Below are 25,346 nucleotides of genomic sequence, written 5' to 3' on the forward strand. Positions count from 1 at the left end.
ACGACGGGGCGGTCAGGACTGCTGGGGACGACGGTAGAACGGGAGCGGCACGACGACCACGGGCTCGGCCCGGCCGCGCACGTCGACGGCAAGCTCGGTGCCCTCCGCCGACAGCTCGGGCGTGACGTACGCGAGGGCGATCGGGTGGCCGAGCGTCGGTGACGGCGCGCCGGACGTCACCGTGCCCACGCGACGCGCGGACTCCCCCACCGCTCCCCCGGCGTCGACGCCGTCGCCCGGCAGCACGACGGCGTAGCCCGCCCGCGCGGGCCGCCGCCCCAGGCCCCGGAGCCCGACGAGCACGCGCGCGGGCGGCGACTCCCGGCGCGCGGCGAGCGCGGCGCGGCCGACGAACTCGAGCGGCGCGCCGTCGGCGTCGACCTTGTCGAGCTTCACGACGCGCCCGAGCCCCGCCTCGTACGGCGTGGTCGTGGTGTCGAGCTCGTGCCCGTACAGCGGCATCCCCGCTTCCAGGCGCAGCGAGTCGCGCGCGGACAGGCCCGCCGGGACGAGGCCGAGCGGCGCGCCCGCGGTGAGCACCGTGCGCCACAGGACGGCGGCGCGGTCCGCGGGCACGAAGAGCTCGAACCCGTCCTCCCCCGTGTACCCGGTGCGGGCCACGAGCGCGTCGACCGGGCCGTCGTCGGTCCGCAGCACGAGCGGCGCGGCCGCGTAGTACCGGAGGTCCCGCACGGTCTCGGCGGCGACCGGGTCGGCCGGGTCCGTGAGGCCCGCGACGATCTCCTCCGCACGCGGGCCCTGGACCGCGACGAGCGCCGTGCCCGCGCCCTGGTCGGTGACCGTCGCGTCGAAGCCCGCGGCGCGCTCCACGAGCTCGCGCGCGACGAGGTCCGCGTTCCCCGCGTTCGCGACCACGAGGAATCGCTCGTCCGCGAGGCGGTACACCACCAGGTCGTCGAGGACCGCGCCGTCCTCCTGGCAGATCATCGTGTAGCGCGCCCGGCCCGGCGCGACCGCGGAGAGGTTCCCGACGAGCGCGTGGTCCAGCGCGGCCGCGGCCTGCGGTCCCGCGACCTCGATCTCGCCCATGTGGGAGAGGTCGAACAGGCCGGCCGCCTCGCGGACGGCGCGGTGCTCCGCGAGGTCGGACGTGTACCGCAGCGGCATGAGCCACCCGCCGAAGCTCGTGAGGTTCGCGCCGAGCGCGACGTGCTCGTCGTGCAGCGGGCTGCGGCGCTCCGCGCTCTCGGTCGTCCCGGTCTGCTGCTCGGTCATGCGAGGTCTCCCGTCACGTAGGACTCCAGGGGCGGGCACGAGCACACGAGGTTGCGGTCGCCCCGCGCACCGTCGATGCGGCGCACCGGCGGCCAGTACTTCCCGGCGCGCAGGCTCGCGACCGGGTAGGCCGCGAGCTCGCGCGAGTAGGGCTTGTCCCAGTCCTCCGCCACGAGCGCCGCCGCGGTGTGCGGCGCGCCGCGCAGCGGCGACTCCTCGACCGCCCAGCGGCCCGACGCGACCGCGTCGATCTCGCCGCGGATGGCGACGAGCGCGTCGACGAACCGGTCGAGCTCCGCGAGGTCCTCGCTCTCCGTCGGCTCCACCATGAGCGTGCCCGCCACGGGGAACGAGAGCGTCGGGGCGTGGAACCCGTAGTCCATGAGCCGCTTCGCCACGTCCTCCGCCGTCACCCCCGTCTCCGCGGTGATGGGGCGCAGGTCGAGGATGCACTCGTGCGCGACGAGGCCGTTCGGCCCCGTGTACAGCACCGGGTAGTGGTCGGCGAGACGGCTCGCGATGTAGTTCGCGGTGAGCACCGCCGTCTTCGTCGCCTCCGTGAGCCCGTCCGGGCCCATGAGCGCGACGTACGCGTAGGAGATCGGCAGGATCCCGGCCGAGCCGTACCGCGTCGCCGAGACGGGCGTCGCGGCGGACGCGCCCGGCGCCAGCGGGTCGCCCGGGAGGAACGGCACGAGGTGCTCGCCGACCGCGACCGGGCCGACCCCGGGCCCTCCCCCGCCGTGCGGGATGCAGAACGTCTTGTGCAGGTTCAGGTGCGAGACGTCGCCGCCGAACTCCCCCGGGCGCGCGAGCCCGACGAGCGCGTTGAGGTTCGCCCCGTCGATGTACACCTGACCACCCACCTCGTGTACGAGGTCGCAGACCTCGCGGACGTGCTCCTCGAAGACGCCGTGCGTCGACGGGTAGGTGATCATGATCGCCGCGACCCGCGGCCCGTGGTCGGCCAGCTTCGCGCGCAGGTCGGCGAGGTCCACCTCGCCGCTCTCGGCGGTCCGCACGACCTCGACCTTCAGGCCCGCCAGCGCCGCCGACGCCGCGTTCGTGCCGTGCGCCGAGGCGGGGATCAGGCACACGTCGCGCTCCACGTCCCCGCGAGACACGTGGTACTCCCGGATCGCCAGCAGGCCCGCGAACTCGCCCTGCGAGCCCGCGTTCGGCTGCACCGAGACGCCCGCGTAGCCCGTGATCTCGGCCAGCGCCGACTCCAGGCCGCCGATGAGCTCCTCGTAGCCGCGCGCCTGGTCGGCGGGGACGAACGGGTGCAGGTCCGCGAACCCCGGCCAGGAGATCGCCTCCATCTCCGCCGTCGCATTGAGCTTCATCGTGCACGAGCCCAGCGGGATCATCGTCCGGTCCAGGGCGAGGTCCTTGTCCGCGAGGCGGCGCAGGTAGCGCAGCATCGACGTCTCGGAGCGGTGCAGACGGAAGATGGGGTGCTGGAGGTACGGCGTCGTGCGGGTCGCCCAGGTCGGGAGGTCGTGGCCGGGCGATGCGGCAGCAGCGGCGTCCTCGCTCTGCCCGGTTGCGGGGTCGATCCCGAACGCCCGCACGACCGTGGCGAGGATCGCCGGCGTGGTGGTCTCGTCGCAGGCGATCTGTACATGATCTGCGTCGGGGTTGTACAGGTTGACGCCGGCCGCCGCGGCGGCCTCGACGACGGCGGCGGCGCGGCCCGGGACCACGGCGCGGACGGTGTCGAAGAAGGTGTCGTGCTCGACCGTGACGCCGCCCGCGCGCAGGTGCTCGGCGAGGGTCGTGGCGTGGGCGTGGGTGCGCTCGGCGATCGCGCGGAGGCCGTCGGGGCCGTGGTAGACCGCGTACATCGAGGCGACGATCGCGAGGAGCGCCTGCGCCGTGCAGATGTTGCTCGTCGCCTTCTCGCGCCGGATGTGCTGCTCGCGCGTCTGGAGGGCGAGGCGGTAGGCGGTGTCGCCGTCGGCGTCGATCGAGACGCCCACGAGGCGGCCGGGCAGGGAGCGCTCGAGGCCCTTGCGGACCGCCATGAACGCGGCGTGCGGGCCGCCGTAGAACAGCGGGACGCCGAACCGCTGGGCGGAGCCCACCGCCACGTCGGCGCCGAGCTCGCCGGGGGAGACCAGCAGCGTGAGGGCGAGGAGGTCGCTCGCCACGGTGACGAGCGCACCCGCGCCCTTGGCCTCCGCGACCACGGGCCGCCAGTCCACGACGCGACCCGACGCGCCCGACTGCTGGACGACGACGCCCACGAGGTGCGCGTCGTCGTCCACCTCGGTGGGGAACGCGCCCGCCGCGCGGGCGGCGGCGAGCCCCGCCTGCAGGCCGCCCGACAGGTCCGCGACGACCACGGGCAGGCCGACGGCCTGCGCACGACCGAGCGTCACCGCGAGCGTCTGCGGGAAGAGGTCGGCGTCGAGCACCACGTAGCCGCTCTTCGCACGCGACGCCCGCCACATGAGGGCGACGGCCTCTGCGACCGCGGTCGCCTCGTCGAGCAACGACGCGTTCGCGACGTCGAGGCCGGTGAGGTCCTCGACGACCTGCTGGAAGTTCAGCAGCGCCTCCAGGCGGCCCTGCGAGATCTCGGGCTGGTACGGCGTGTACGCCGTGTACCAGGCGGGGGACTCGAGGACGTTGCGACGGATCACCGGGGGAGTGACGGTGCCGTAGTAGCCGAGCCCGATCATCTGCGTCTTGACGACGTTCTTCGCGGCGAGCGCGCGCAGGTGGTCGAGCACCTCCGTCTCGGTGCGCGCCGCCGGCAGGTCGAGCGGGCGCTCGGTGCGGATCGTCGCGGGCACCGCGGCGTCGACCAGCGCGTCGAGCGAGGAGTAGCCGAGCTGGTCGAGCATGACCTGCACCTCGCGGCCGCGCGGGCCGAGGTGGCGCGGCGCGAACGCGCCGGAGGCGGCGTCGGGCGGCGAGGTGCGGTCGAGGGACGGCTGGGTCACGGGGACCTCCGGGGGAGGGGACGACGGCGGGTCCCTCCCCGCTCTGTCATCGGACGCACGCGTCGACCTGAGAGTTTTGCCGGTCCGCCGTGCCACGAGGGCCGGGGCGCGCCGACTTGCACCGTCGGTGGGCCGAGGTCGCCGGGGGTCCGACGAGCGCACGACCGCTTTCCAGAGTTGCCTCGCCTCGACGGTACGTGGGCCTGAGAGATTCCCGGGGAGGACTTGCTCCTTCGGCGCCGGCGCCCGGTCCGGGGACCGTGCTGCCGAGCTCTCCCGTCGAGGTTCGGGCGGCAGAACTGCAGTTGTGCGCACGATCCTACCGGGGTCGCGCCACCCGGGCGGTCCCTGGCGGGCGCCACGGTCGCGCTCGCGGCGGACCCGCATGCGGAGATGTCCACGCTCCAGGCGCACGCCTACCGGTAGCCCGGCACGGGCGCGCGCGGCCGTGACAGGGTGGGGCACGTGCACCCCGACACCGTGGCCGATCTCGTGCTCCTGCTCGTCCTCGCCGGAGCGGGTCTCCTGCTCGTCTGGTGCGCCCGCGCCACGGCCTCCGGACGGATCGGGCGCAACCAGGTCGCGGGCATCCGCACCGCGACGACTCTGGCGAGTGACGACGCCTGGCGCACCGCCCACCGCACGGCCCGGCCGCTGAGCGAGGCCGCGGGCTGGGTGCTCGTCGCGGCCGCCCCGGTGCTCCTCCTCGTCGACGACGCCGCGGGCCTCGTCGTCGTGCTGGTCGCGACCGGTCTGGCGCTCGCCCTCACGGTGGGAGGGCTCGTCGTCGGGACGCGGGCCGTGCGCCGCGAGGTGGGTCCTCGCCGCTGACCCGGCGGCGGCTCGTGCACGGTCGACGCCGCGAGCCCGGCCGTCGCTCAGCCCGGCGTGCCGCGCCGGGAGGAGTCGCCCGCGGGCTCCACGACGACGGAACGCACCGTCGCGAGTCGCCGGACCGCGCGCTCCAGGGCGCGCGTGCGGCGGGGGGTCGCACGGAACGACACGACGATCCGCCCCGCCCGGCCGTCGCCGTCGACCGGCCCGGTCGCGAGCGAGTCGAAGCTCACGCCGCGCGTCGAGAAGACCCCGGTGAGCGCGGTGAGCGTGCCCGGCTGGTCGAGGCCGTGCACGGTCGCGACCCAGTCGCGCTCCGCACCGACCGGGCCCGGCGCACGCACCGCGCCCGCCGCACCGGTCGCGCCGGGGACGCCCGCCGCCACGCCCGGCGAGCCCGCCCCGCCCTGCGGACCCGCCGCGCCCGCCGCACGGCCCGCGTCCGACACCGCGCTCGCCGAGATCAGGCGATCGATCCCCTCGGCCGCCTGCACGAGCCGGCGCGCCTCGTCGTCGGGCAGCTCGTCGAGCAGCACGCGCGTCCAGCCGCCGGGGCCGAGCACGACCGGGACGCCGAGGACGCCGCGCGACGGCACGCCGTCGGTCGGGCCGAGCCGTCCGTCGAGCTCGCCGTCGAGCGCGACCTGCCCCGCGACGACGATCTCGCGGCCGTCGAGGATCACCTCCAGCAGGTCGACGGTCGCGCTCGCGGTGCCCGCGGGGGTCTTGGCGCCGGACTGGTGCGTCATCCAGGGCCGCGTGACGAGCCGCAGGTCGGCGGGCCAGGTGTCGATGAGCTCGAACGCGGCGCCCATGTCCTGGCTCGCGACGCGCGCGAGCTCGTCCTTCGCCGCGGCGATCTCGCCGGGCAGCGCGTCGAGCGTGCGGCCGCGGCGCAGCGCGGCGACGGCGCGCGCCCGCTCGTCGGCGTCGAGCCCGCTCACCCGGACGGTCGACCACAGCGGCACGGCGTCCTCGCCGTGCTGGCCCCCGACGAACCCGCCGACGCGGTGCCGCCGCACGCCCAGCTCGACCGCGAGCTCGCGCCGGAACCGCAGCGTGTCGAGCCAGGCCCCCATGCCGAGCACGCGGTGCCGCCCGAGCCGTTCCGCCATGACCGCGACACCGAGCTCGACGGGGTTCGTCACGACGATCACGACCTCGTGGCCCGAGCCGTGCCGCGCGATCGCGTCCGCGTACTCGGCGAGCACCGCGCTGTTGGTCGCGGCGAGCACGCGCCGGTCGGGGTCGGCGCCCGTCCGGGCCGGGGGAGTGAGGCCGGCGGCGACGACGATGACGTCGGCGGTGACGTCGTCGGGCGAGTGCGCGACGTCGAGGAGCGGCGCGTGCTCGTCGTACGCGTCGACGAGGTCGGCGCGCAGCCCGTGCACGGCGCGCCCCGACGCCCCGCCGGCCCGGCCGACGAGCTGGAGCCGCGCCGTCGGCGGGAGCACCCGCCGCTCGACGATCTGCGTGCACACCTGTCGGCCGACGTCGCCCGTCGCCCCCACCACCGCTACGTCCACCCCGGCAGGCTACGACGCCCCGCGACGTCGCGGACCCTCAGGGCCCGGGATCGCCCGGTGGCCCGGGGACCCCGGCGTCAGGCGAACGCGATGTCGCCCGCGGCGGCGACCATCTCGTCGAGCACCGCGGAGACCACGGGACGGGGCTCGTGCCGGGTCGCGCGGTGGCGCGCGACGAGGCGGCGGGAGCCGAGGCCGGGCAGCCCGACGACCGTGACGCCGTCGGGCACCTCGTCCGACGCGCCGCCCTCCACGGCGAGCGCCGGGAGCATCGCGACACCGAGCCCGGCGGCGACGAGCGAGAGCGCGACGTCGAAGTCGTAGTAGTTGTGCCGCGTGCGCAGGGTCCCGCCGAGCCCGCGGGCCAGCCGCCGGAGCGCACGGGCGGCGGCGGTGCCGGGCTCCGGTCCCAGCCAGACGGCGTCGCGCACGTCGTCGAGGCGCGTGGGCGTCGGCATGCCCGCGGGGACGACGAGCCGCCACGGTTCGTCGAGCAGGACGATCTCGCGCGTGCCGCGCGGGGCGGGGGAGTCGGCCTCGTAGTCGCGCTCGAGGAGCACGACGTCGAGCTCGCCCGCGCGCAGCAGCCGCAGGGCCTCGGTGGGCTCGCGCTCCTGCACGTCGAGTTCGATCCCCGGCGCGGTCTCGGCGAGCCTTCCGGCGACGGGCGCGACGACGGCGCGGATCGCCGTCTGGAAGGAGCCGACGGCGACGCGCCCGCTCACCTCGTCGCCGAGCGCGGCCAGCGCCTTGCGCGCCTCGACGAGCTCGGTCTCGATGCGCTCGGCGGTCTCGGCGAGCACGCGACCGGCCGGGGTGAGGGTCACGCCGCGCGGTCCGCGGTCGAGCACGACGACCCCCTCCTCGGCCTCGAGCCGCTGGATCTGCTGGGAGACCGCGGACGGGGTGACGTGCAGGAGATCCGCTGCCGCGAGGATGCCTCCGCCCCGGTGCACGGCAAGGAGGAAACCAAGTCTGCGTGGGTCCGTCGCCATGTAGAGATGCTAAACGCCCGGTGCAGAATCCTTCGATTGTGCTGAACCTCGGAAGGCCTCACACTTGTCGTGGCGCCGGTCGGTTACCTCCTCCTCCTTACGGGTCGGCGCCCGAGCTTCGCACCACCCGCGCCACCAGCCATCGGCCCGGAGCGCACAGCCACCGCAGCGTCGCGGTACCCCCTCCACCCCTTCTTCGTCACCGGAGTACCGCTGTGCCCGTCACCCTCGACGCGATCGTCATGTTCCTCGGCTGGATCGGTGCCGCCGCCGGCGTCGTCGCCTACGCGATGGTCAGCCGTGGCCGCTGGGCGCCGTCGTCCGCCCCGTTCCAGCTCACCAACCTCACCGCCGCAGGCCTCATGGGCATGGTCGCCGCCGCGAACGGCGTGTGGCCGTCCGTCGCCGCGAACCTCGTGTGGGTCCTCATCGGCGCCCAGGCGATCGTCGTCATCGTGCGGGCGCGCCGTGCGCGCCGTCCCGCGCTCGCCGAGGCCGCCGGGATCACGGCGGCCGCCTCCGCACCGGCCGCCGTGCGCGCCGACGGCGACCCCGCACCCCAGGAGGTCGGGCTCGCCGCCTGACCACCCCCGGCCCGGCTCAGCGCTAAGCGCCCGGCGCGGGCTCCAGGACGACGTCCACGACGACCGCGCGGTGGTCGGACAGCCCTGTGTCGACGGCCGTGGCGGGCCCGAGGGCCCGGACGGTCGGGCCGCCGGGCAGGCCGTCGGCCAGCACGTGGTCGATCTGCCGCACGGGCCGGTCCACGGGGTGCGTGAGCACGTCGGCGAGCGACGTGAACCCGGTGATCTCTGCCGGCTCGGGCGCGCGCAGGTTGAGGTCGCCCAGCAGCACGAGCGGGCGGGGGAGCGGCGCGCAGGCCCCCGTGAAGGACCGGAGCTGGTCCGCGGTGAACTCGGGGCGCGACGTCGTGTGCGCCGTCACGACGGTGAGCGGCCCCCACGGCGTGCGGACGGCGGCGGCGAGCGCGGCGCGCGGCTCGTCGGGCACCACCCGGAACGGCAGCAGGCGCGCGGCCCCCGTCGCGGTCCCCGGCCGTCGCCGCCGCACGCGCGACCGCCACGGCATCCGGTCGAGCTCGAGGCGCGACCACCGCTCGACGGGGAACCTGCTGACGAGCCCGATCCCGTACGACGCGACGCCGGGGACGCGCCGCACGCCCGACCCGGGCCGGCCCGCGCGCACCCACGCACCGGAGACGCCGCGCAGCGTGGGGGACAGGTGCCGGTGCTCGGCGCGCAGCGCCTCCGCCGCGACGGCCACGAGGTCGGCGCGGTGCGAGCGGGGCGAGTCGCGCTCCACCTCCTGGAGCGCGAGCACGTCGGCGTCGAGGTACGCGACGGCGCGCGCGAACCGCTCGACGTCGACCGTCCCGTCGAGCGCGGCACCGTGCAGCGTGTTGAAGGTCGCGAGGCGCAGGGCGCCCTCCGGTCGCGGGGGCAGCGGTCCGTCGGTCAGGTCACGGGAGTCGTGGGGCACCGGACGATCCTCGCGCGGGCCGCGGACCGTCGCGACCAGGGCGGGTCCCCCGCCCGGCACCGGGGACGCCGCGGGGGCGACGCGCCCCGGGCCTGTCAGAGGGTGCGGCGCCAGGCGGCGATCCGCTCGACCGCCTCGGCGACCGTGCTCGGGGCCGCGGCGAACGACAGCCGGACCCAGTCCCCGCCCCGGACGCCGTCGAAGTCCGTGCCGGGCGTGAGCGCGACGCCCGCCTCGGCGAGCAGGCGCGCGCACCACGTCACGGAGTCGAGGCCGTCCCCGGACACGTCGGCGTAGACGTAGAAGGCGCCGTCGGCGGGCGCGACGCGCGACCACCCGAGGTCGTCGAGCCGGGACAGCACGAGCTCGCGCGACGCCGCGTACCGCGCGACGTTCTCGGCCGCGGCGGCGTACCCCTCGGGGGAGAACGCGGCGACGCCCGCGTGCTGCGCGAGCGCGGGCGGCGACAGCGCGACGTTCCCGGCGAGCGCGTCGACCGGCCCGACGAGCTCGTCCGGCAGCACGAGCCACCCGAGGCGCCACCCGGTCATCGCCCAGTACTTCGAGAACGAGTTGACGACGACCGCGCCGTCGGGCACGTACCGCGCCGCCGTGGGCAGCGCCGCGGCCGGACCGTCCGCGCCGTCGCCGTAGACGATGCCGTGGTAGATCTCGTCGCTGACGAGCCGCACGTCGTGGTCGGTGCACCACGTCGCGACGGCGTCGAGCTCGGCGGGCAGGATCATCGTCCCCGTCGGGTTCGCGGGGCTCGCGACGACGAGCCCGTCGAGGCCGCCGTCGTAGTACGCCTCCATGAGCTGCGACACCGTGGGCTGGTAGCGCGTCTCCGGGCCGCAGTCGAGCTCGACGACCTCGCACCCCAGCGCGCGCAGGATGTTCTTGTACGCGGGGTAGCCGGGGCGGGCGAGCGCGACGCGGTCGCCGACGTCGAAGGCCGCGAGGAACGCGAGGAGGAACCCGCCGGACGACCCGGTGGTCACCGCGACCCGCGCCGGGTCGATCTCGACGCCGTACCAGCGGTCGTAGTGCTCGGCGATCGCGCGCCGCAGCGCGGGGACCCCGAGCGACTCGGTGTAGCCGAGGTCGCCGTGCTCGAGCAGCTCGATCGCACGCCGCCGCACGACGTCCGACGCCCCGGTCGACGGCTCGCCCGCGCAGAGGTTGAGCACGGACGCGCCCGCGTCGCGCAGCCGGTTCGCCTCGGCGAGGACCTCCATCACCGCGAACGGCGGCACGTGGGAGCGGCGTGAGACCTTCATCGACCCGGGCATGAGCCCATCATGCCCGGGTCATCCGTTCGTCGGACGTCGGCCGGCCGCGCACCGGGGTGTCGGTCGTCCGGCGGACGCGCCGTGCCCGACGCCCGGGGTCGGATGGGACCATGACGACCGACGACGCCTGGCGCGACGGCCCCGACGACCGAGAGGACGGCGACCGCGGCGGAGGGCGGGACCGCGCCGCGACCTTCCGCCCCGTCCGCGGGTGGGCGGTCCTGTGGCGCAGCGCGTTCGGGCTCCGGCACGGCGGCCACGAGTACGTCGTGGCCGTGGACTTCCTCGACTGGGACGAGCGCATCCGGCTGTACCGGGACGGTCGGCTCGTCGACGAGCAGCGCTCGCGAGCCCGCTTCGACCTCGGGGGCGCGACGCTGGAGGCGAGGATGAGCACCTACGGGATGCGGTACGTGCGCGTCGTGGACGCGGTCGGCACCGTGCACGACGTCCCGCCGCTGCCCGGGACCGCCGAGGCGTGGCGCGACCGCATGGACCGCGAGCGCCCGACGGCGAGCCGCGCCGTGGGCGTGACGGCGTGGGTCGTGCTCGCGGTCGCGCTCCTCACGCAGGTGCCGCAGCTGCTCGAGCTGGCGTCGCAGTTCACCGGCTGGACGCCGCCGTTCGTGCCGGACCTCCCGGGCCCGGTGAACACGGTCCTCACGGTCGGCGGCGTGCTGGCCGCCCTCGACCGGGCCCTGCGCCGCCGGTACCACCCGCTCCTCGACGGCTGAGCTCTCTGCTCGTCCGGCCGGCCCGCGGCTGCCTACGCTGGGCGGAGACGACGAGGGAGGTGCTCGTGTTCCGACGACGTTCCCGCACCCCGGACGACGACCCCGTCCGGCGGGCCGCGCAGTACCGGGTCGAGCGGGAGGCCGCGCGCGAGGCCGCGGAGCGGGAGGCGTCCGACGACGACCCCGCCCGCCGTGAGCCCGTGGACGCGCCGGGCGAACCCGGCACGCGCGGCGCGGCCGAGGCGCGCGAGGACGACCTCCCGGCCGGGGGCCCACGTCGTGTACGACCCGAGGACCGTGCGATGTACGTCGACACCGTGATCGACCAGGCGGTCCGGCGCGGCGAGTTCGACGACCTCCCGCTCGCGGGCAAGCCGATCCCCGGGCTCACGGGCACGCACGACCCGGACTGGTGGCTCAAGGCGGTCATCGAGCGCGAGCAGCTCACCGGTCTCGGGCCGCCGGCGATGCTCCTCAAGACCGAGGACCGTGAGCTCGACGACCGCCTCGACCGCGAGCTCGACGAGCAGGCCGTGCGCGAGATCCTCGCGGACTTCAACGCGCGCGTCGTCGACGCCCGCCGCCAGCTGCTCGGCGGGCCGCCCGTCGTGACCCCGACGCGCGACGTCGAGCACGAGGTCGCGCGCTGGCGCGCCCGCCGCGCCGACCGTTGACCACCGGAACCGGCCCGACCGGACCCGACCCCGCCCGACCGGTCCGCGACCCGCCGGGCGGGCGGTCGTCGTCGGGCCCGCCTAGGGTCGGCCGCATGGCGGACTGGCAGCCCGACGTCCTGGGCGACGACTACGAGCAGCTCACGCTGCCGCTCGCGCCCGACGAGGAGGGCGACGTCGTCGCGACGCTCGTGCGGCGCCGGCGCCCGGGGCCCGACCCGTACCTCGACGTGCTGTACGTGCACGGCTGGTCCGACTACTTCTTCCAGACCGAGCTCGCCGACTTCTGGGAGGCGCACGGCGCGCGGTTCCACGCGCTCGACCTGCGCAAGTACGGCCGCAGCCTAAGGCCCGGCCAGACTCCCGGGTTCGTCGCCGACCTCGCGACGTACGACGAGGACATCGAGGCCGCGCTCGTCGCGATGGGCCACCGGGGCGACGGGCGGTCCCCGCGCGAGGTCGTGCTCATGGGCCACTCGACCGGCGGCCTGACGCTGAGCCTGTGGCTCGCGCGCCACCCCGGGCGTGCGGCGGCGCTCGTCCTCAACAGCCCGTGGCTCGAGTTCCAGACGCGCGAGGTCGGCCGTCTTCTGCTCGAGCCCGTGATCGGCGCGCGCGCCCGGCTCACGCCCACGCGCCCGCTGCCGAACGTCGACCTCGGCTTCTACACGCGCTCCGTGAGCAAGGAGTTCGACGGCGAGTGGTCCTACGACCTCGCCTGGCGCCCGCAGCACGGCTTCCGGACGACGCCCGCGTGGCTGTCCGCCGTCTTCCGCGGGCAGCAGACCGTCGCGCGCGGGCTCGGGATCGGCGCGCCGGTGCTCGTCCTGCTCTCGGCCCGGAGCACGCTGCTGCCGCGGTGGACGCCGGAGATGATGCACACCGACACGGCGATCGACGTGGACGGCGTCGCGCAGCGCTCGGTCCAGCTCGGCGACCTCGTCACGGTCGCGCGCCTCGACGGCGCCCTGCACGACGTCGTCCTCTCCTCCCGGCCCGTGCGCGCGCTCGCCTACGGGCGGATCGCGCAGTGGGTCGGGGCGTACCTGCCGCGGCCCGCGCCCGTCACCCCGCCCGTGCCCGACGCCGTCGCCCCCTCTCCCCGCGGCGCGCCGCGCGCGACGGGCGGCGTGGGCCGCGCGCTCGGCCGGCTCGGTGCCACGGTGCGTCACGCGGGACGGTCCGTCGCGCGGTCCGTGGGCACCGCCGTCGGGACGCTGCGCGGGCGGACCCGCCGCCGGTGACGCTCGACGACACCCGATGACACCTCGGGCGGCGCGCCCCGGTCCACCCGCAGGGGGAGGGCGCCGCGGCCGGGGTCGCACCGTCGGGGGATCTCCCGGGTGGCGGGGCACCGCTACCGTCGGCGACGTCGTGCGTGGCGTCGTCAGCTGAAGGAGCGGTTCGAGTGTTTCGCGAGGTCCCCGTCCTCCCCGTCGTCGTCCCGCTGGGGGCGGTGGTCCTCGGGCTGCTGCTGTGGCGCCTGCACCGGTCCGGTCGTCTCACGCTGCCGCGGGCCGCCGTCGCGCTCGCGCTCGCCGTCTACGCGGCCGGGGTCGTGGCGAACACGGTGTTCCCGATCTTCCTCGACAAGCCGGCGAGCAGCGCCGCGTGGGACGCCCACCTGGTCCTCGTGCCCCTCGTGGACTACGAGGTCGCCGACGCGGTGATGAACGTCCTCGTGTTCGTGCCGCTGGGCGTGCTCCTGCCGCTCCTCCTGGCGCGGCCGTCGTGGTGGCGCGTCGTGCTCACGGCAGCGGCCTTCAGTCTCGCGATCGAGGTCACCCAGTACGTCACCTCGCACCTGCTGGGTGGCGGCCACGTCGCGGACGCCAGCGACCTGCTCTTCAACGTCGTGGGCGGCGTGCTCGGCCTCGGGCTGTTCACCGTGCTGTCCCGCGTCCCCGCGCTCGACGCGTTCTTCGACCGCTTCCGCTGGTCCACGGCCCCGCTGCGCGGGTCACGCGCCGACGGGACGGACGCCCGTCGCGCGCGCTCAGCCGTCGAGCTCTGAGCGCACGAGGTCCACGATCCCGTCAGCCGCGGCCTCGACCTCGGCGAGGCAGTCCTCGAAGTCCTGCTGCCCGCCGTACCAGGGGTCGGCGATGTCGAGCACGTGCTCGGACCCGCCCGGCTCGACGCGCGGCGCCGCCGGGTCGAACGAGCGGTACAGGCGCACCGGCGCCGACGCGTCGAGGCGCCGCAGCGCCCGCGCGTGCTGGGCGGTCATCGCGAGCACGAGGTCGCGCGCGCCGAGGTCGCCCGCGCGCACCTGACGCGCCCGGTGCGTCCCGTCGACGACGTACCCGTGCTCGGCCAGGACGGCCCGGGCGCGGCGGTCGATCGGGTTCCCCCGCTCCTCGTCGCTGATCCCGGTCGAGTCCACCACGACGCGGTCGCCGAGACCGGCCGCCTCGAAGCGGTCGCGCAGCACCACCTCGGCCATGGGGGAGCGGCAGATGTTGCCGGTGCAGACGGTCATGACGCGGTAGGGCCCGGGGCGGGTCTCGGCACTGGACATGGCCCCATTCTGCGCGAGGAGGGCGCTCCCCTCCCGTCCAGGCCGGTCGTCGGGCGGCCCGTGACCAGGGCGCCTACCGTGAGGAGATGATGATCGGGGCGGGGTCGGGACGGGTCGCCGTGACGGGCGCGAGCGGTCTCCTGGGGTCGAAGCTCGCGTTCCGGCTCGCCGCCGAGGGCGCGCCGCAACGCCTCGTGGTGCGCGACGCCGCCCGCGCGCCCAGCCTGGGCGACGACCCGCTGCCGGAGTCGGACGTCGCCGTCGTCGCCGGGTACACGGACACGCGCGGCATGGTCGAGGCGTTCACCGGCGTGGACACCGTCCTGCTCGTGTCCGCGCGCGAGGACGTCGACCGCGTCGCGCAGCACCGCGCGGCCGTGGACGCGGCCGTCGCGGCGGGCGTCCACCGCATCGTCTACGTGTCGTTCGTGGGCGCCGCCCCCGACGCCGTGTTCACGTTCGCGCGTGACCACTGGCGCACCGAGGAGTACATCCGCGCGACGGGCGTGCGGCACACGTTCCTGCGCGACAACCTCTACCACCGCGGGCTCGCGCTCATGGTGGGCGACGACGGCGTGATCCGCGGCCCCGCGGGCGACGGGCGCGTCGCGTCGGTCTCGCACGACGACATCGCCGACGTCGCGACCGTCGTGCTGCTCGACGCCGACGCGCACCGCCACGACGGCGTCACCTACGACGTCACGGGCCCCGAGGCGCTCACGCTCGCCGAGGTCGCGGCCGAGCTGTCGTCGGCCACGGGCCGCGAGATCACGTACCACCCCGAGACCGTCGACGAGGCGTACGCGTCGCGCGACCGGTACGGGGCGCCGCGGTTCGAGGTGGACGGCTGGGTGTCGTCGTACACGGCGATCGCCGCGGGCGAGCTCGCCCACGTGAGCGACACGGTCCCGCGGCTCGTCGAGCGACCCGCGCAGTCGTTCGCCGCGTGGCTCGACGACTACCCCGAGGAGTGGGCGCACCTGCGCCCCGCCTGACCCGCGTCGAGCGCGCGACGTCGGACCGCGCGTCGCCCGGCCGACCCTCGAAGGACCGACCGGGCGACCGGGCGGGACGCGCCACGGCGGTTCCACGCCGTGGGCGAAAACCCCTGGCGTGGCCGCGGGAGGCGGACGTACCGTCGTCGTACACGCGAAAGGAGGTGGTCCTGGAAGTGAAGATTCTTCGGACTCGTGAGGTGGTTGCGCGCTAGTCGTCGCGCAACCGATCCAGCAACGGACCGGATGCGGTGAGCCCGTGAACCGGGCGGGGTCTTCCGAGGGGAGCCCCCGGCGGCGAGCGAGTACCACGCAACCACCGGAGCCCGCGGGTGTCGTGCCCTCGTCCAGCACGACAGGAGGAACCCTCCAGCCCGCGGGCTTCTTGCTGCCCGCACCCCGACGCTGAGTAGGCGTCAGAAGGGCTTGCGCGCGACCACGAGGAAGCGCGGCGCCTCGTCGACGAACTCGTGGCCCGCGGCGAGGTGCAGGTGCAGGGCGCGCAGGGGCGCCTCGTAGCGCGCGACCGCCTCGGGCGAGAGCGACGCGAGCTCCGGCACCTGCCAGGCCATGAGCCGCAGGTACCAGAGCAGGGCGGACAGGTCCCGGAACCGGCGCAGGCCCTCGTGCTCGCGCGCGGCGTCGACCACGAACCCGGCCTCGCGGAGCACCTCGACCGCGGCGTCGAGCGTGACCGAGTCCGGGTCCCACGCCGGCTCGGCACCGAGCGCGGTGCTCAGACGCACGCCGTCGCGCGAGTCGGCCTGCTGCGTGAGGAAGACGCCGCCCGGCTCCAGGACGCGGAGCACCTCGTCCGGGTCGAACTCCTCGTGCCGGTCGAGGACGACCGCGAACTGGCCGTCGAAGAACGGCAGGAGCTGCTCGTCGTCGCCCTCCACGGGCCGCACCTCGACGCCGAGGGGCTCGAGCCGCCGTCGGGCCACCGGCAGGTTCGGGGCCCAGCCCTCCGTCGCCGCGGAGCCCGCGGGGAACGGGCCGAGCGTGGAGAGGAGCTCGCCGCCGCCCGTGCCGAGGTCGAGCACGGGCCCGCGCCCGCTCGCGACGAGCTCGCGCGCGAGCGCCACGTAGTCCCACGGCAGCGGGTCCTCGACGACGCGGCCCGCCACGGGGGAGAGGTCGAACCCGACGACCGGGACCGCGCGGGCCCACGCGACGTGCTCCTCGAACGAGGCGTCCCGGGCGGGCACCGGCGCCTCGCTCGCGCGGTCGGGGGTGGCGGGGGTGTCGGGTACCGCGTCAGGCATGGGTCGATTGTCACCCGCCCGGGCGCCGGAGCCGAACGCGAGCGGTGCGCGGGCGCGGGCGCGCCACGACCCGACGGGGAGGACTCCCCATCGCCCGCACCACGGCGCGCACGATAGCCTCCCCGGTGCCCGCCTCGCGCGTCCCGGACACCGGGTGCCGGCGGGCCGGACGACCGACGAGGGGACGAGGACGACGTGAGCGGTATGTGGGGCGCGGACGTCAACGAGCTGCGGAGGCTGGCGCAGTCGCTGCGGTCCGCCTCCGACCAGCTCGTGAGCACGACGTCCGAGGTCAGCGGCCTCGTGGAGGCGGCGGGCCGCTGGCAGGGCGGCGACGCCGACCAGTTCCGCAGCGAGTGGACCGGCACGTCCGTCGCGCTGCTGCGCGGCGTGAGCCAGACGCTCTCCGAGGCGTCGCAGGCCGTCCTGCGCCACGCGGACCAGCAGTTCGCGACGAGCACCGAGGGCGGGTCCATCCCGTCCCCGGGCGTCCCCGGGCCCGGCGTGCCGACCGGCCCCGGCGGCGGCCCTCCCGGCGCGGGCGACCCGCTCGACGGGTCGATCTGGGACGTCGGCGACACCGCGCTGTCCGCGTGGGGCGCCGGGAGCGGCGCGTGGATCGCGTACCGCACCTTCCTCGCCGCGCGCGGCTTCCTCGACGCGAGCCGGCTCGCGGCGCTGTCGCCCGCGGCGGCGAGCGCCCTGCAGCTCACGCGCGGGATGGCGGTCGGGGACGCGCTGAGCGTGCTCGGGCGGGCCACGACGTTCTCCCGGTTCATGGGCTTCGCCGGCGGTGCAGCCGGCGTGGTCGGCGGCATCAACCAGATCGTCAACACCCAGTACGACGGCGTGCGCGGCGGCGTCGACCGCGGCATGGGCGTCCTGTCCGTGATCGGCGGCGCGGGCACCATGGCGATCGCGGCGGGGCTCCTCACCAACCCGGTCGGCATCGCGGTCGTCGCGGGCGCGGCGGCGGTCGCGGGCGTCTGGGCGCTCGGCAACCTCGTCTACGACAACTGGGACTCGATCACGGGGTTCTTCTCGGACCCGGGCCCGTACCTCGCGGACGGCTGGAACGACGTCACGAGCTTCGTCGGGGACGCGGCCGATACCATCGGCGACGTCGCGTCCGACGTCGGTGACGCGATCGGCGACGGGCTCTCCGCCGCCGGCGACTTCATCGGAGGCCTCTTCTCGTGACCCAGCAGCCGACCATGCAGTGGTCCGCGGCCGACATCGCGGCCGCCGAGCAGACGCTCGCGCGCACGGCGCCCGGCGAGGTGACGCACGTCGTCACGCTCACGGACGAGGAGGTCGCGATCCTCGACGGGCTCCAGAACCCGCAGCTCGTCCCGCTGCCCTGGCTCGACGCGCAGGAAGGCGCGGACCGCACGCTCGTGGGGCGCGTGGCCCTGCGGTCGCTGCTCGCGCGGGGTCTCGTGGTGCCGTCCGACGAGGAGCGCCCGCCCGGGCCGGGCGGCGAGCCGCAGGTCGGGATCGACGCGGTCCCCGAGGTGACGGGCCCGCTCGTGCTGCGGCGTACGGCGTCGGCCATCCTCTCCGCGGACCGCACGACGGCGCTCGGCAAGCACTGGGTGTACGTCTACCTGCACGACGAGGACCGGGTGCTCGAGGAGGAGGTCGGGCCGAGCGGCCACCACTCCTTCAGCGTCTACCCGCTCGCCGAGCTCGCGGGGCGCCTCGCGGTGTTCCTCGACCCCGCGGCGAAGGCCGTGCTCGACGGCCGCGCCCGCACCTTCACGACCGAGCAGTTCGCCGCGGAGGCCCGCACGTCGCCGGAGCTCTCCGGAGCGGTCGCCGTCACGGTGCTCGGGGCGGTGCGCGCAGGCTCGGACACCCTCGTCCGGGTGAGCGTCTACGCGACGCCGGACGGCGTGTACGTCGTGCGCGGCGGCGAGCACGACGCCGACGGCGCGCCCGTCACGCTCGAGCTGTCGGAGGTCGGGCCGGCGACGCTGCGCCGCCTCCCCGCCGAGCTGCTCGGCCGATGACGGCCGCGCCGACCGGCGACCGCGCGACGCGCAAGGTGCGCCACTGGGCCGACGCGTCGCGCCTCGGCCGCCTGCGGCACGTCGAGGCCGCGACGCCGAACGGCCCCGCGTGGGCCGTGGTCCTCGTGCTCGTGCTGCTCGCGCCGGTGGCCAGCCTCGCCGACGGCGAGGTCGTCGCCGCGGCCGTCCTGCTCGTGGCCGTCGCCGCCGTGCTCGGCGTCCTGCTGTGGTTCCTCGGCTCGGAGAAGCTGCTCGTGCTCGACGGCGGCATCGTCGTGGGCTCGTTCGCGCCGTTCCTGCGGCCCACGGTGATCCCGTGGTCGGGGATCGACCCCCGCACGGTCTCGGCGGTCGTGGGCAACCAGCGCACGATCGGGCTCCTCATGGCCGATCGCGGCGTGAGCGGCGCGTCGCGCACGGTGCTGTGGTCGCGCCGGCCGGTCACGTTCCTGGCGGTGTCGCCGGTCGTCGCGCGGCACGCGTGGGCGCAGGGCCAGCCCGTCGACCTCGCGACCGCCCCCGGCTTCGACCTGTGGGTCTTCTCGACGCGGCGGCCGTCCCGGCAGGCGCCCCTGGTGCACGCGCTCGCCGCCGCGATGCACGACGCGCGGGTCCCCGGCGCCGACGCGGTCCTCCCGCACGCGCTCCCGCCGCGGCGGCTGCGCTCGACCGCCGAGGACGCCGACCACCTGGGCATCCCCGAGCGGTTCCGCCGCGCGCAGCTCCGTCGCGTCTGACTCCTCGCCCCTACCCGGTCGCGGGCCGGGCGCGGTCAGGCGGAGGCGGGACCGAAGGCCGCGGCGAGGGGCGCCGTCGGGCCGTCGCCGGCCGTGCTCGCGCCGCCCAGCGCCCCGACCTGGAGCACCATCCACGGGCTGAACGCCCACGGCGTGGCGGCGACCCCGCGCGCGACGTCCCGCGGGTCGGCCCAGGCGAGCTCCATCACCTCGTCGGGGTTCGCCTCGACCGGGCCCGCCGCACGGGCCGCGTAGACGGGGCAGATCTCGTTCTCCACGACGCCCGACGCGTCGACGGCCCGGTAGCGGAACCCGGGGACCGCGACCTCCAGGTCCGCGATCTCGAGCCCGAGCTCGTGCCGCGCGTGGCGGAGGATCGACTCCTCGGTCGACTCCGTCCAGCGCGGGTGCCCGCAGAACGAGTTGGTCCACACGCCGGGCCACGTGCGCTTCGCGAGGGCGCGCCGCGTGAGGAGCAGGCGGCCCGCGTCGTCGAGCACGTAGCAGGAGAAGGCGAGGTGCAGGGGCGTCTCGGTCGTGTGGACCGCGGCGCGCTCGAAGGTGCCGGTCCGGCGACCCTGGTCGTCGACGGTGACGACGTGGTCGGCGGCGACGGGGACGTGCGAGGTCATGCGGCCACTCTCGCACACGCCGCTCGCGGACCGGCAACCCCCTCCGGCACCGACGGTGAGCGGGGTCACTCCACCGGGTTCGTGGACGATCTTGCCGGACCCTCCGGGGCGTGAATTAAGGTGAGGGTAACCTCACTCGTGTTGACCCGCCGGGCCGAGCGCCCTCGAGCAGATCCGAGCACCATGACCTCGCCCGCGACCGCCGCCACGACGGCCGACGTCCCCGGCGGCACGGCACCGGCCGACCGCGCCGACCGCCCGGCCGGGGTCGCCCGCACGAACGCGGGGCGCAGCCTCGGGCTCCTCGTCGCCCTCGCGATCCTCGTGCTCGCGGTCGTGCTGAGCCTCGTCGTCGGCTCGAAGCCGGTCCCGCTCGGCACGGTCTGGGACGCCCTCACCGGCTACGACGGCTCGGGCGACCACGTGATCATCCGCGACCTGCGCCTCCCGCGGACGGTCGTCGGGCTGCTCGTCGGCACCGCGCTCGGCGTCTCGGGCGCCCTCATCCAGGCCATGACGCGCAACCCCCTCGCCGACCCGGGCATCCTCGGGGTCAACGCGGGCGCCGCGTTCGCCGTCGTGCTGGCCGTCGCGTTCCTCGGGCTCACGGACATCGGGTCGTTCATCTGGTTCGCGTTCGCGGGCGCCGTCGTCGCGACCGTCGCGGTGTACGCCATCGGGTCGCAGGGCCGCGGGGGAGCGACGCCCGTGCGTCTGACGCTCGCGGGCGTCGCGCTGGGCGCGGTGCTCGGCGGTGTCTCGCAGGGCATCACCCTGCTCGACCCGGCGGCGTTCGACCGCATGCGCTTCTGGGGCGCCGGCTCGCTCGCGGGCCGCACGATGGAGATGGCGGGGACGATCGCGCCGTTCGTCGTGATCGGGCTCGTCATCGCGCTCGTCGTCGCGCGCCCGCTCAACACCGTCGCGCTCGGCGACGACCTCGCGAGCTCGCTCGGCGCAAACGTCGGACGCACGCGCGTGCTCGTCGGCGTCGCGGTCATGCTCCTGTGCGGCGCGGCGACGGCCGCGGCCGGGCCCATCGCGTTCGTCGGCCTCATGGTGCCGCACGTCGCGCGGTGGACGGTAGGCCCGGACCAGCGCTGGATCCTCCCGTACTCGGCGGTGCTCGCGCCCGTCCTGCTGCTCGTGTCCGACGTCGTCGGCCGGGTCGTCGTCATGCCGGGCGAGCTCCAGGTCGGGATCGTCACCGCGTTCGTCGGTGCCCCGGTCCTCATCGCGCTCGTGCGCCGCTCGAAGGCGAGCGGGCTGTGAGCGCCCCGGTGCAGGACCGTCTCCCGGCCGGGGCGCCCGGTCCGGACCGGCGCGTCGACTTCGGCCGCCCGACGCGCGTCGTGCGCGGCCGGGGCGTGAGCCTGCGGCTCGACCTGCGCACGCTCGCGGTGTGCGGGGCGCTCCTGCTCGTCGCGCTGGCCGTCGGCGTGGTCGCGCTCACCACCGGCGACTACCCGCTCACCGTGCCGCAGGTGCTCCAGGCGCTCGTCGGCGCGGCCGACGGCCCGGTGCACATGGTCGTCGTCGAGTGGCGCCTCCCGCGCGCGCTCATGGCGCTCGTGCTCGGCGCGGCGCTCGGCGCGAGCGGCGCCATCTTCCAGTCGCTCACGCGCAACCCGCTCGGCAGCCCCGACGTCATCGGCTTCAACACGGGCGCGTACACCGGGGCGCTCGTCGTCATCATGCTGCTCGGCGGCGGGTACGTCGGCGTGGCGGCGGGCGCGCTCGTCGGCGGGATCGTCACCGCCGGGGTCGTGTACGTCCTCGCCTACCGGCGCGGCGTGCAGGGGTTCCGCCTCATCATCGTCGGCATCGCGGTGTCCGCGATGCTCGCCTCCGCCAACCAGTGGCTCATCGTCAAGGCCGACCTCGAGACCGCGATGGCCGCCGCCGTGTGGGGCGCGGGGTCGCTCAACGGCATGACGTGGGCGCAGGCAATCCCCGCGTGCGTGCTCGCCGCGCTCCTCGCCCTGCCGCTCGTGTGGCTCGCCCCGCGCATGGGCCTGCTCGAGCTCGGGGACGACGCCGCGGCCGCGCTGGGCCTGCGCAGCGAGCGGGTGCGGCTCGCGCTCGTCGTCCTCGGCGTCGCGCTCACCGCGCTCGTCACCGCGGCGGCCGGGCCGATCGCGTTCGTCGCGCTCGCCGCACCCCAGCTCGCGCGCCGCCTCACGGGCAGCGCGGGCGTGCGCATCCTGCCCGCCGCGTGCATGGGCGCGGTGCTCCTGGCCGCGAGCGACCTCGTCGCGCAGCGCGCGTTCGCCCCGACCCAGCTCCCCGTCGGCGTCGTCACCGTGAGCGTCGGCGGCGCCTACCTCGTCTGGCTCCTCGTCCGCGAGGCCCGCAAGTGACCCCGACCCCGCAGACCGGAAGGACCCCGGTGGCACCCACCCAGCTCGCGGACGCCCCGCACGACGCGGCCGCGCCCGGCACCGCCGACCGCGCTTCGGCCCCCGCCGCCGACCGCCTGCACGCCGACGGCATCACCGTCGGCTACGACGACCGCGTCATCTCGTCGGGGCTCGACGTGACGATCCCCGACGGCTCGTTCACGGTGATCGTCGGGCCGAACGCGTGCGGCAAGTCGACGCTGCTGCGGGCGCTGTCGCGCCTGCTCAAGCCGTCGCAGGGCGAGGTCGTGCTCGACGGCCGCTCCATCTCGTCCATCCCCGCGAAGGAGGTCGCGCGCCGCCTCGGCCTCCTGCCGCAGTCGTCGATCGCGCCCGAGGGGATCACCGTCGCGGACCTCGTCGCGCGCGGGCGCTACCCCCACCAGAAGCTCCTGCGCCAGTGGTCGCGCGAGGACGAGGCGGCCGTTGTCGCCGCGCTCGCCGCGACCGGCACGACCGACCTGTCGGGCCGCCTCGTCGACGAGCTGTCCGGCGGTCAGCGCCAGCGCGTGTGGGTCGCGATGGTCCTCGCGCAGGAGACGCCCCTCCTCCTGCTCGACGAGCCGACGACCTTCCTCGACATCGCCCACCAGATCGAGCTGCTCGAGCTGTGCGCCGACCTCAACCGGGACCGCGGGCACACGCTCGTCGCCGTCCTGCACGACCTCAACCACGCGTGCCGCTACGCGACCCACCTCATCGCCATGAAGGACGGCGCGATCGTCGCCGAGGGCGCGCCGGGCGAGGTCGTCACGGCCGAGCTCGTGGAGGACGTGTTCGGCCTCCCGTGCCGCATCATCGCCGACCCCGTGACGGGCACCCCGCTCGTCGTGCCCGAGGGCCGGCCCCGCCGCGCCTGACGCGGCCCCGTTCTCCCGGTCGGACCACCCCGCCCGACCGACCCCCCACCGTCCTGCGCTCGCCCGCACCGCCTCGTCGGAGGAGCACCGCATGACCCGCACGACCCGTCCCTCGTCCACCCTGCCCGGCGCGCCCCGTCCACGGCGCCGGCCCGCCAGCGCGGTCGCGGCGGCCACGCTCGCGCTCGGTCTCACGGCCGTCGTCGCGGCGTGCTCCCCGGGCACCGACGCGGGCGCCGACGGCGCCGGCGACGGCCAGCCGTCCGCGAGCGCCGACGGCTGGTCGTGGACGTCCTCGGGCCACGGCACGACGTACGAGCTCGACGAGGCGCCGGACCGCCTCGTCGTCGACGGCTACTCGGCCGCCGCGCTGTGGGACTACGGCGTGCGGCCCGACGGCGTGTTCGGGTACGGCTTCTCCGACACGGGCGCGCTGTCGATCGGCAACGCGCGGGTCGACGAGATGGAGGTCGTGGGCACCGACGCCGAGCTCAACCTGGAGAAGCTGCTCGCGCTCGACCCCGACCTCGTGATCGGGTTCGGCACGGAGGACGGCACGGCGTGGCGGTGGTGGGACGAGAAGATCACCGAGGAGGCGACCGCCGTCGCGCCGTTCGTCGGGATGAAGTTCTCCGGCCGGCCCGTCGTCGAGGTGATCGAGGACTACGCGTCGCTCGCGGAGGCGCTCGGCGGCGACGCGGACACCCCGGAGGTCGCGGAGGCGCGCGCCGCGTTCGACGAGCGCCTCGACACCCTGCGGGCGATCGCGGCGGAGAAGCCGCTGACGATCCTGCCGCTCAACGGAGCCGAGGAGCTGTGGGTCGGGCAGCGCACCCTGGGCCAGCTCGCGCTGCTGGAGGAGCTGGGCTTCACGATCGGCGGCCCGCAGGACCAGCAGGCCTGGGCGGAGCTCAGCTGGGAGCGCGTGCCGGACTACCCGGCGGACGTCGTGCTCAGCTACACCGGCTCCGACGAGGCCATGGCGGCGAACCCCGTCTACGCGGGCCTGCCCGCGGTCCAGGCGGGGCAGGTCGTCGGCTGGGACGACAAGCGTCCGTTCACGTGGGCGAGCTACGTCGAGTGGTTCGACGAGCTCATCGCGGTGCTCGACGGCGCCGAGGTCGTCTCGGGGCCGCCCGCGTCCTGACCGTCCCACCAGTCGAGGACGACGGTCGCGTGGTACGTGAGCCAGCGTGACGGCTCGCCCGCGGGGGCGTCGACCTCGAACCACACGCGGCCCGGGTGCCGCCGGCCCTGGAGCCAGGTGCCGTCCGGGCGCCGCGCGCGGCGGACGTGCTCGACCGCGTCCGCCGCGCGCGGGTCCGGCGGCGTGCCGTCGAGCAGCGACGCCGCGCGCAGGTAGACGAGCGCGTTGAGCACGCTGTAGTACCAGCGGAACGGGTAGGCGAGGCGGAACGCCCAGTCCCCGACGGGCTCGCCGGTGCCGAGCCGGCGGAACAGGCCGCGGCGGAGCAGGTACTCCTCGCCGGCGCGGCGCGCGGCGCGCAGCTCGTCCGTTGCCCCGGCGTGCTCCTGATAGGCGAGGAGGCCCTTGAGCGCGTTGAGCGTCGAGTGGTACGACGACACGGTCGCGCCCTCGACCCACGCGCAGTTCCACCCGCCGTCGGGCAGCCGACCGTCGAGGACGGTGCGGAGCAGCCCCGTCACGTCGACGCCGAGCCACGCGCCCGCGGCGAGCGTGTACCCGTTGATGCACCAGTCGACCTCGCCGCCCCAGTAGGGCAGGTCGTCGTACTCCCAGCGGCAGTGCTCGGCCAGCAGCTCGGGCGTGCGGCGCGCGCGGAGCACCTCGGGGTCGAGACCCCACTCGCGCAGCGCGACGAGCGACCAGGTGGTCGCGGTCCAGGGCTGGCCCTCCTCGGGCCTGCCCTCGGCGTCCGGCGGGGCCGCGCCGTCCCCGCCGACGTCCGCGGGGAAGTACGCGCCGCCCGCCCACTGCCCGTCGGGGTCCTGGTGGCCGAGGAGCCGGGCGCCGAAGCCCTCGGTCGCGACGCGCGCCCGCGTCGCCCGCCACACGGAGGGCGGGGCGTGCACGACGTCGCGCTCCACCTGCCAGCGCAGCGCCGGGTCGGCGTCGAGGAGCCAGCCGACGACGTCGTCGTCGACCGGCCCGCCGGACGGTCGGTCGGCCATCCCGTCACGCTACGCCAGGGGACGGCCGA

General features: G+C 75.9%; 24 protein-coding genes and 1 riboswitch. Of the genes, 14 read left to right on the top strand and 10 right to left on the bottom strand.

What is annotated here, in order from left to right; translation table 11 throughout:
- Positions 1-12 precede the first annotated feature (12 nt).
- Entirely contained in the window at positions 13-1,236 is a 1,224-nt protein-coding gene (gcvT, locus tag B8281_RS03580; RefSeq protein WP_085386941.1) for a glycine cleavage system aminomethyltransferase GcvT, read from the bottom strand.
- The gene (gene gcvP, locus B8281_RS03585) at positions 1,233-4,088 is read right to left on the bottom strand and encodes an aminomethyl-transferring glycine dehydrogenase (RefSeq protein ID WP_369824964.1); all 2,856 of its coding nucleotides are present in this window, start codon (positions 4,086-4,088) and stop codon (positions 1,233-1,235) included. Before gcvP ends, gcvT begins: the two co-directional genes overlap by 4 nt.
- 280 nt (positions 4,089-4,368) lie before the next feature.
- Positions 4,369-4,476, bottom strand: a riboswitch (glycine riboswitch).
- Positions 4,477-4,652: 176 nt separating this feature from the next.
- Between gcvP and B8281_RS03590 the strand changes: the two genes are divergently transcribed.
- Entirely contained in the window at positions 4,653-5,018 is a 366-nt protein-coding gene (locus tag B8281_RS03590) for an SdpI family protein (protein WP_198163136.1), read from the top strand.
- A 47-nt stretch (positions 5,019-5,065) separates the two neighbouring features.
- Here B8281_RS03590 and B8281_RS03595 read toward each other — a convergent pair whose 3' ends face one another.
- Together B8281_RS03595 and B8281_RS03600 are read right to left on the bottom strand one after the other, a co-directional pair.
- Positions 5,066-6,547, bottom strand: a complete 1,482-nt coding sequence (locus B8281_RS03595; protein ID WP_085386944.1) for a lactate dehydrogenase — start codon at positions 6,545-6,547, stop codon at positions 5,066-5,068.
- Positions 6,548-6,624: 77 nt separating this feature from the next.
- Entirely contained in the window at positions 6,625-7,542 is a 918-nt protein-coding gene (locus B8281_RS03600; protein ID WP_043653108.1) for a LysR family transcriptional regulator, read from the bottom strand.
- A 215-nt stretch (positions 7,543-7,757) separates the two neighbouring features.
- On the opposite strand from B8281_RS03600, the gene B8281_RS03605 reads away from it, so the two are divergent.
- Complete coding sequence (locus B8281_RS03605; RefSeq protein WP_198163137.1) at positions 7,758-8,126, top strand: hypothetical protein; 369 nt, start codon at positions 7,758-7,760, stop codon at positions 8,124-8,126.
- Positions 8,127-8,148: 22 nt separating this feature from the next.
- On the opposite strand, the gene B8281_RS03610 is transcribed toward B8281_RS03605, so the two are convergent.
- Both B8281_RS03610 and B8281_RS03615 read right to left on the bottom strand, forming a co-directional pair.
- Complete coding sequence (locus B8281_RS03610; protein ID WP_232322660.1) at positions 8,149-9,042, bottom strand: endonuclease/exonuclease/phosphatase family protein; 894 nt, start codon at positions 9,040-9,042, stop codon at positions 8,149-8,151.
- Between the two features lie 95 nt (positions 9,043-9,137).
- Positions 9,138-10,322, bottom strand: coding sequence for a pyridoxal phosphate-dependent aminotransferase (locus B8281_RS03615; RefSeq protein WP_085388587.1), 1,185 nt, complete (start codon positions 10,320-10,322; stop codon positions 9,138-9,140).
- A gap of 122 nt (positions 10,323-10,444) precedes the next feature.
- Here B8281_RS03615 and B8281_RS19685 point away from each other — a divergent pair, with 122 nt between their 5' ends.
- The 4 genes from B8281_RS19685 (at position 10,445) to B8281_RS03630 (ending at position 13,756) form a co-directional block, all read left to right on the top strand.
- The gene (locus B8281_RS19685; protein ID WP_232322661.1) at positions 10,445-11,068 is read left to right on the top strand and encodes a hypothetical protein; all 624 of its coding nucleotides are present in this window, start codon (positions 10,445-10,447) and stop codon (positions 11,066-11,068) included.
- A gap of 65 nt (positions 11,069-11,133) precedes the next feature.
- Positions 11,134-11,742, top strand: a complete 609-nt coding sequence (locus tag B8281_RS19690) for a DUF1992 domain-containing protein (protein ID WP_232322662.1) — start codon at positions 11,134-11,136, stop codon at positions 11,740-11,742.
- Between the two features lie 95 nt (positions 11,743-11,837).
- Positions 11,838-12,986: an alpha/beta hydrolase gene (locus tag B8281_RS03625; protein ID WP_085386945.1), complete on the top strand. Its 1,149-nt coding sequence runs from the start codon at positions 11,838-11,840 to the stop codon at positions 12,984-12,986.
- Positions 12,987-13,150: 164 nt separating this feature from the next.
- Complete coding sequence (locus B8281_RS03630; protein WP_085386946.1) at positions 13,151-13,756, top strand: VanZ family protein; 606 nt, start codon at positions 13,151-13,153, stop codon at positions 13,754-13,756.
- Here B8281_RS03630 and B8281_RS03635 read toward each other — a convergent pair.
- Positions 13,739-14,263 (bottom strand): low molecular weight protein-tyrosine-phosphatase, encoded by a 525-nt coding sequence (locus B8281_RS03635; protein ID WP_232322663.1) that lies wholly within the window; start codon positions 14,261-14,263, stop codon positions 13,739-13,741. The genes B8281_RS03630 and B8281_RS03635 overlap by 18 nt on opposite strands.
- 86 nt (positions 14,264-14,349) lie before the next feature.
- Between B8281_RS03635 and B8281_RS03640 the strand changes: the two genes are divergently transcribed.
- Entirely contained in the window at positions 14,350-15,258 is a 909-nt protein-coding gene (locus B8281_RS03640) for an SDR family oxidoreductase (RefSeq protein WP_198163138.1), read from the top strand.
- Between the two features lie 416 nt (positions 15,259-15,674).
- Here B8281_RS03640 and B8281_RS03645 read toward each other — a convergent pair whose 3' ends face one another.
- Complete coding sequence (locus B8281_RS03645) at positions 15,675-16,523, bottom strand: class I SAM-dependent methyltransferase (RefSeq protein ID WP_085386948.1); 849 nt, start codon at positions 16,521-16,523, stop codon at positions 15,675-15,677.
- A 195-nt stretch (positions 16,524-16,718) separates the two neighbouring features.
- On the opposite strand from B8281_RS03645, the gene B8281_RS03650 reads away from it, so the two are divergent.
- Genes B8281_RS03650 through B8281_RS03660 form a run of 3 tightly spaced genes read left to right on the top strand, consistent with a single transcriptional unit; the run spans position 16,719 to position 19,272 of the window.
- Positions 16,719-17,723, top strand: coding sequence for a hypothetical protein (locus B8281_RS03650; protein ID WP_137281383.1), 1,005 nt, complete (start codon positions 16,719-16,721; stop codon positions 17,721-17,723).
- Positions 17,720-18,535 (top strand): hypothetical protein, encoded by an 816-nt coding sequence (locus B8281_RS03655; protein WP_085386949.1) that lies wholly within the window; start codon positions 17,720-17,722, stop codon positions 18,533-18,535. The genes B8281_RS03650 and B8281_RS03655 overlap by 4 nt, the downstream gene beginning before the upstream one ends.
- Positions 18,532-19,272 (top strand): hypothetical protein, encoded by a 741-nt coding sequence (locus B8281_RS03660; RefSeq protein ID WP_085386950.1) that lies wholly within the window; start codon positions 18,532-18,534, stop codon positions 19,270-19,272. Before B8281_RS03655 ends, B8281_RS03660 begins: the two co-directional genes overlap by 4 nt.
- 35 nt (positions 19,273-19,307) lie before the next feature.
- Here the strand turns inward: B8281_RS03660 and idi are convergent, their stop codons facing one another.
- Positions 19,308-19,904 carry an isopentenyl-diphosphate Delta-isomerase gene (idi, locus tag B8281_RS03665; protein WP_051027835.1) on the bottom strand — a complete coding sequence of 199 codons (597 nt, stop codon included), beginning with the start codon at positions 19,902-19,904 and terminating at the stop codon, positions 19,308-19,310.
- 183 nt (positions 19,905-20,087) lie between these two features.
- Here idi and B8281_RS03670 point away from each other — a divergent pair, with 183 nt between their 5' ends.
- The 4 genes from B8281_RS03670 (at position 20,088) to B8281_RS03685 (ending at position 24,310) form a co-directional block, all read left to right on the top strand.
- Positions 20,088-21,176, top strand: a complete 1,089-nt coding sequence (locus B8281_RS03670) for an iron chelate uptake ABC transporter family permease subunit (protein WP_085386951.1) — start codon at positions 20,088-20,090, stop codon at positions 21,174-21,176.
- Positions 21,173-22,264 carry an iron-enterobactin ABC transporter permease gene (fepG, locus tag B8281_RS03675; protein WP_232322664.1) on the top strand — a complete coding sequence of 364 codons (1,092 nt, stop codon included), beginning with the start codon at positions 21,173-21,175 and terminating at the stop codon, positions 22,262-22,264. Before B8281_RS03670 ends, fepG begins: the two co-directional genes overlap by 4 nt.
- Positions 22,265-22,293: 29 nt before the next feature.
- Positions 22,294-23,163: an ABC transporter ATP-binding protein gene (locus tag B8281_RS03680; RefSeq protein ID WP_021482257.1), complete on the top strand. Its 870-nt coding sequence runs from the start codon at positions 22,294-22,296 to the stop codon at positions 23,161-23,163.
- Positions 23,164-23,254: 91 nt separating this feature from the next.
- The gene (locus B8281_RS03685; protein ID WP_085386952.1) at positions 23,255-24,310 is read left to right on the top strand and encodes an ABC transporter substrate-binding protein; all 1,056 of its coding nucleotides are present in this window, start codon (positions 23,255-23,257) and stop codon (positions 24,308-24,310) included.
- On the opposite strand, the gene B8281_RS03690 is transcribed toward B8281_RS03685, so the two are convergent.
- Positions 24,235-25,317: a squalene cyclase gene (locus B8281_RS03690; protein ID WP_085386953.1), complete on the bottom strand. Its 1,083-nt coding sequence runs from the start codon at positions 25,315-25,317 to the stop codon at positions 24,235-24,237. The two genes, B8281_RS03685 and B8281_RS03690, sit on opposite strands and share 76 nt — an antisense overlap.
- Positions 25,318-25,346: the final 29 nt, after the last annotated feature.

The sequence above is a fragment of the Cellulosimicrobium sp. TH-20 genome (assembly GCF_002105775.1).
In the GTDB taxonomy this organism is placed as follows: Bacteria; Actinomycetota; Actinomycetes; order Actinomycetales; family Cellulomonadaceae; genus Cellulosimicrobium; species Cellulosimicrobium funkei.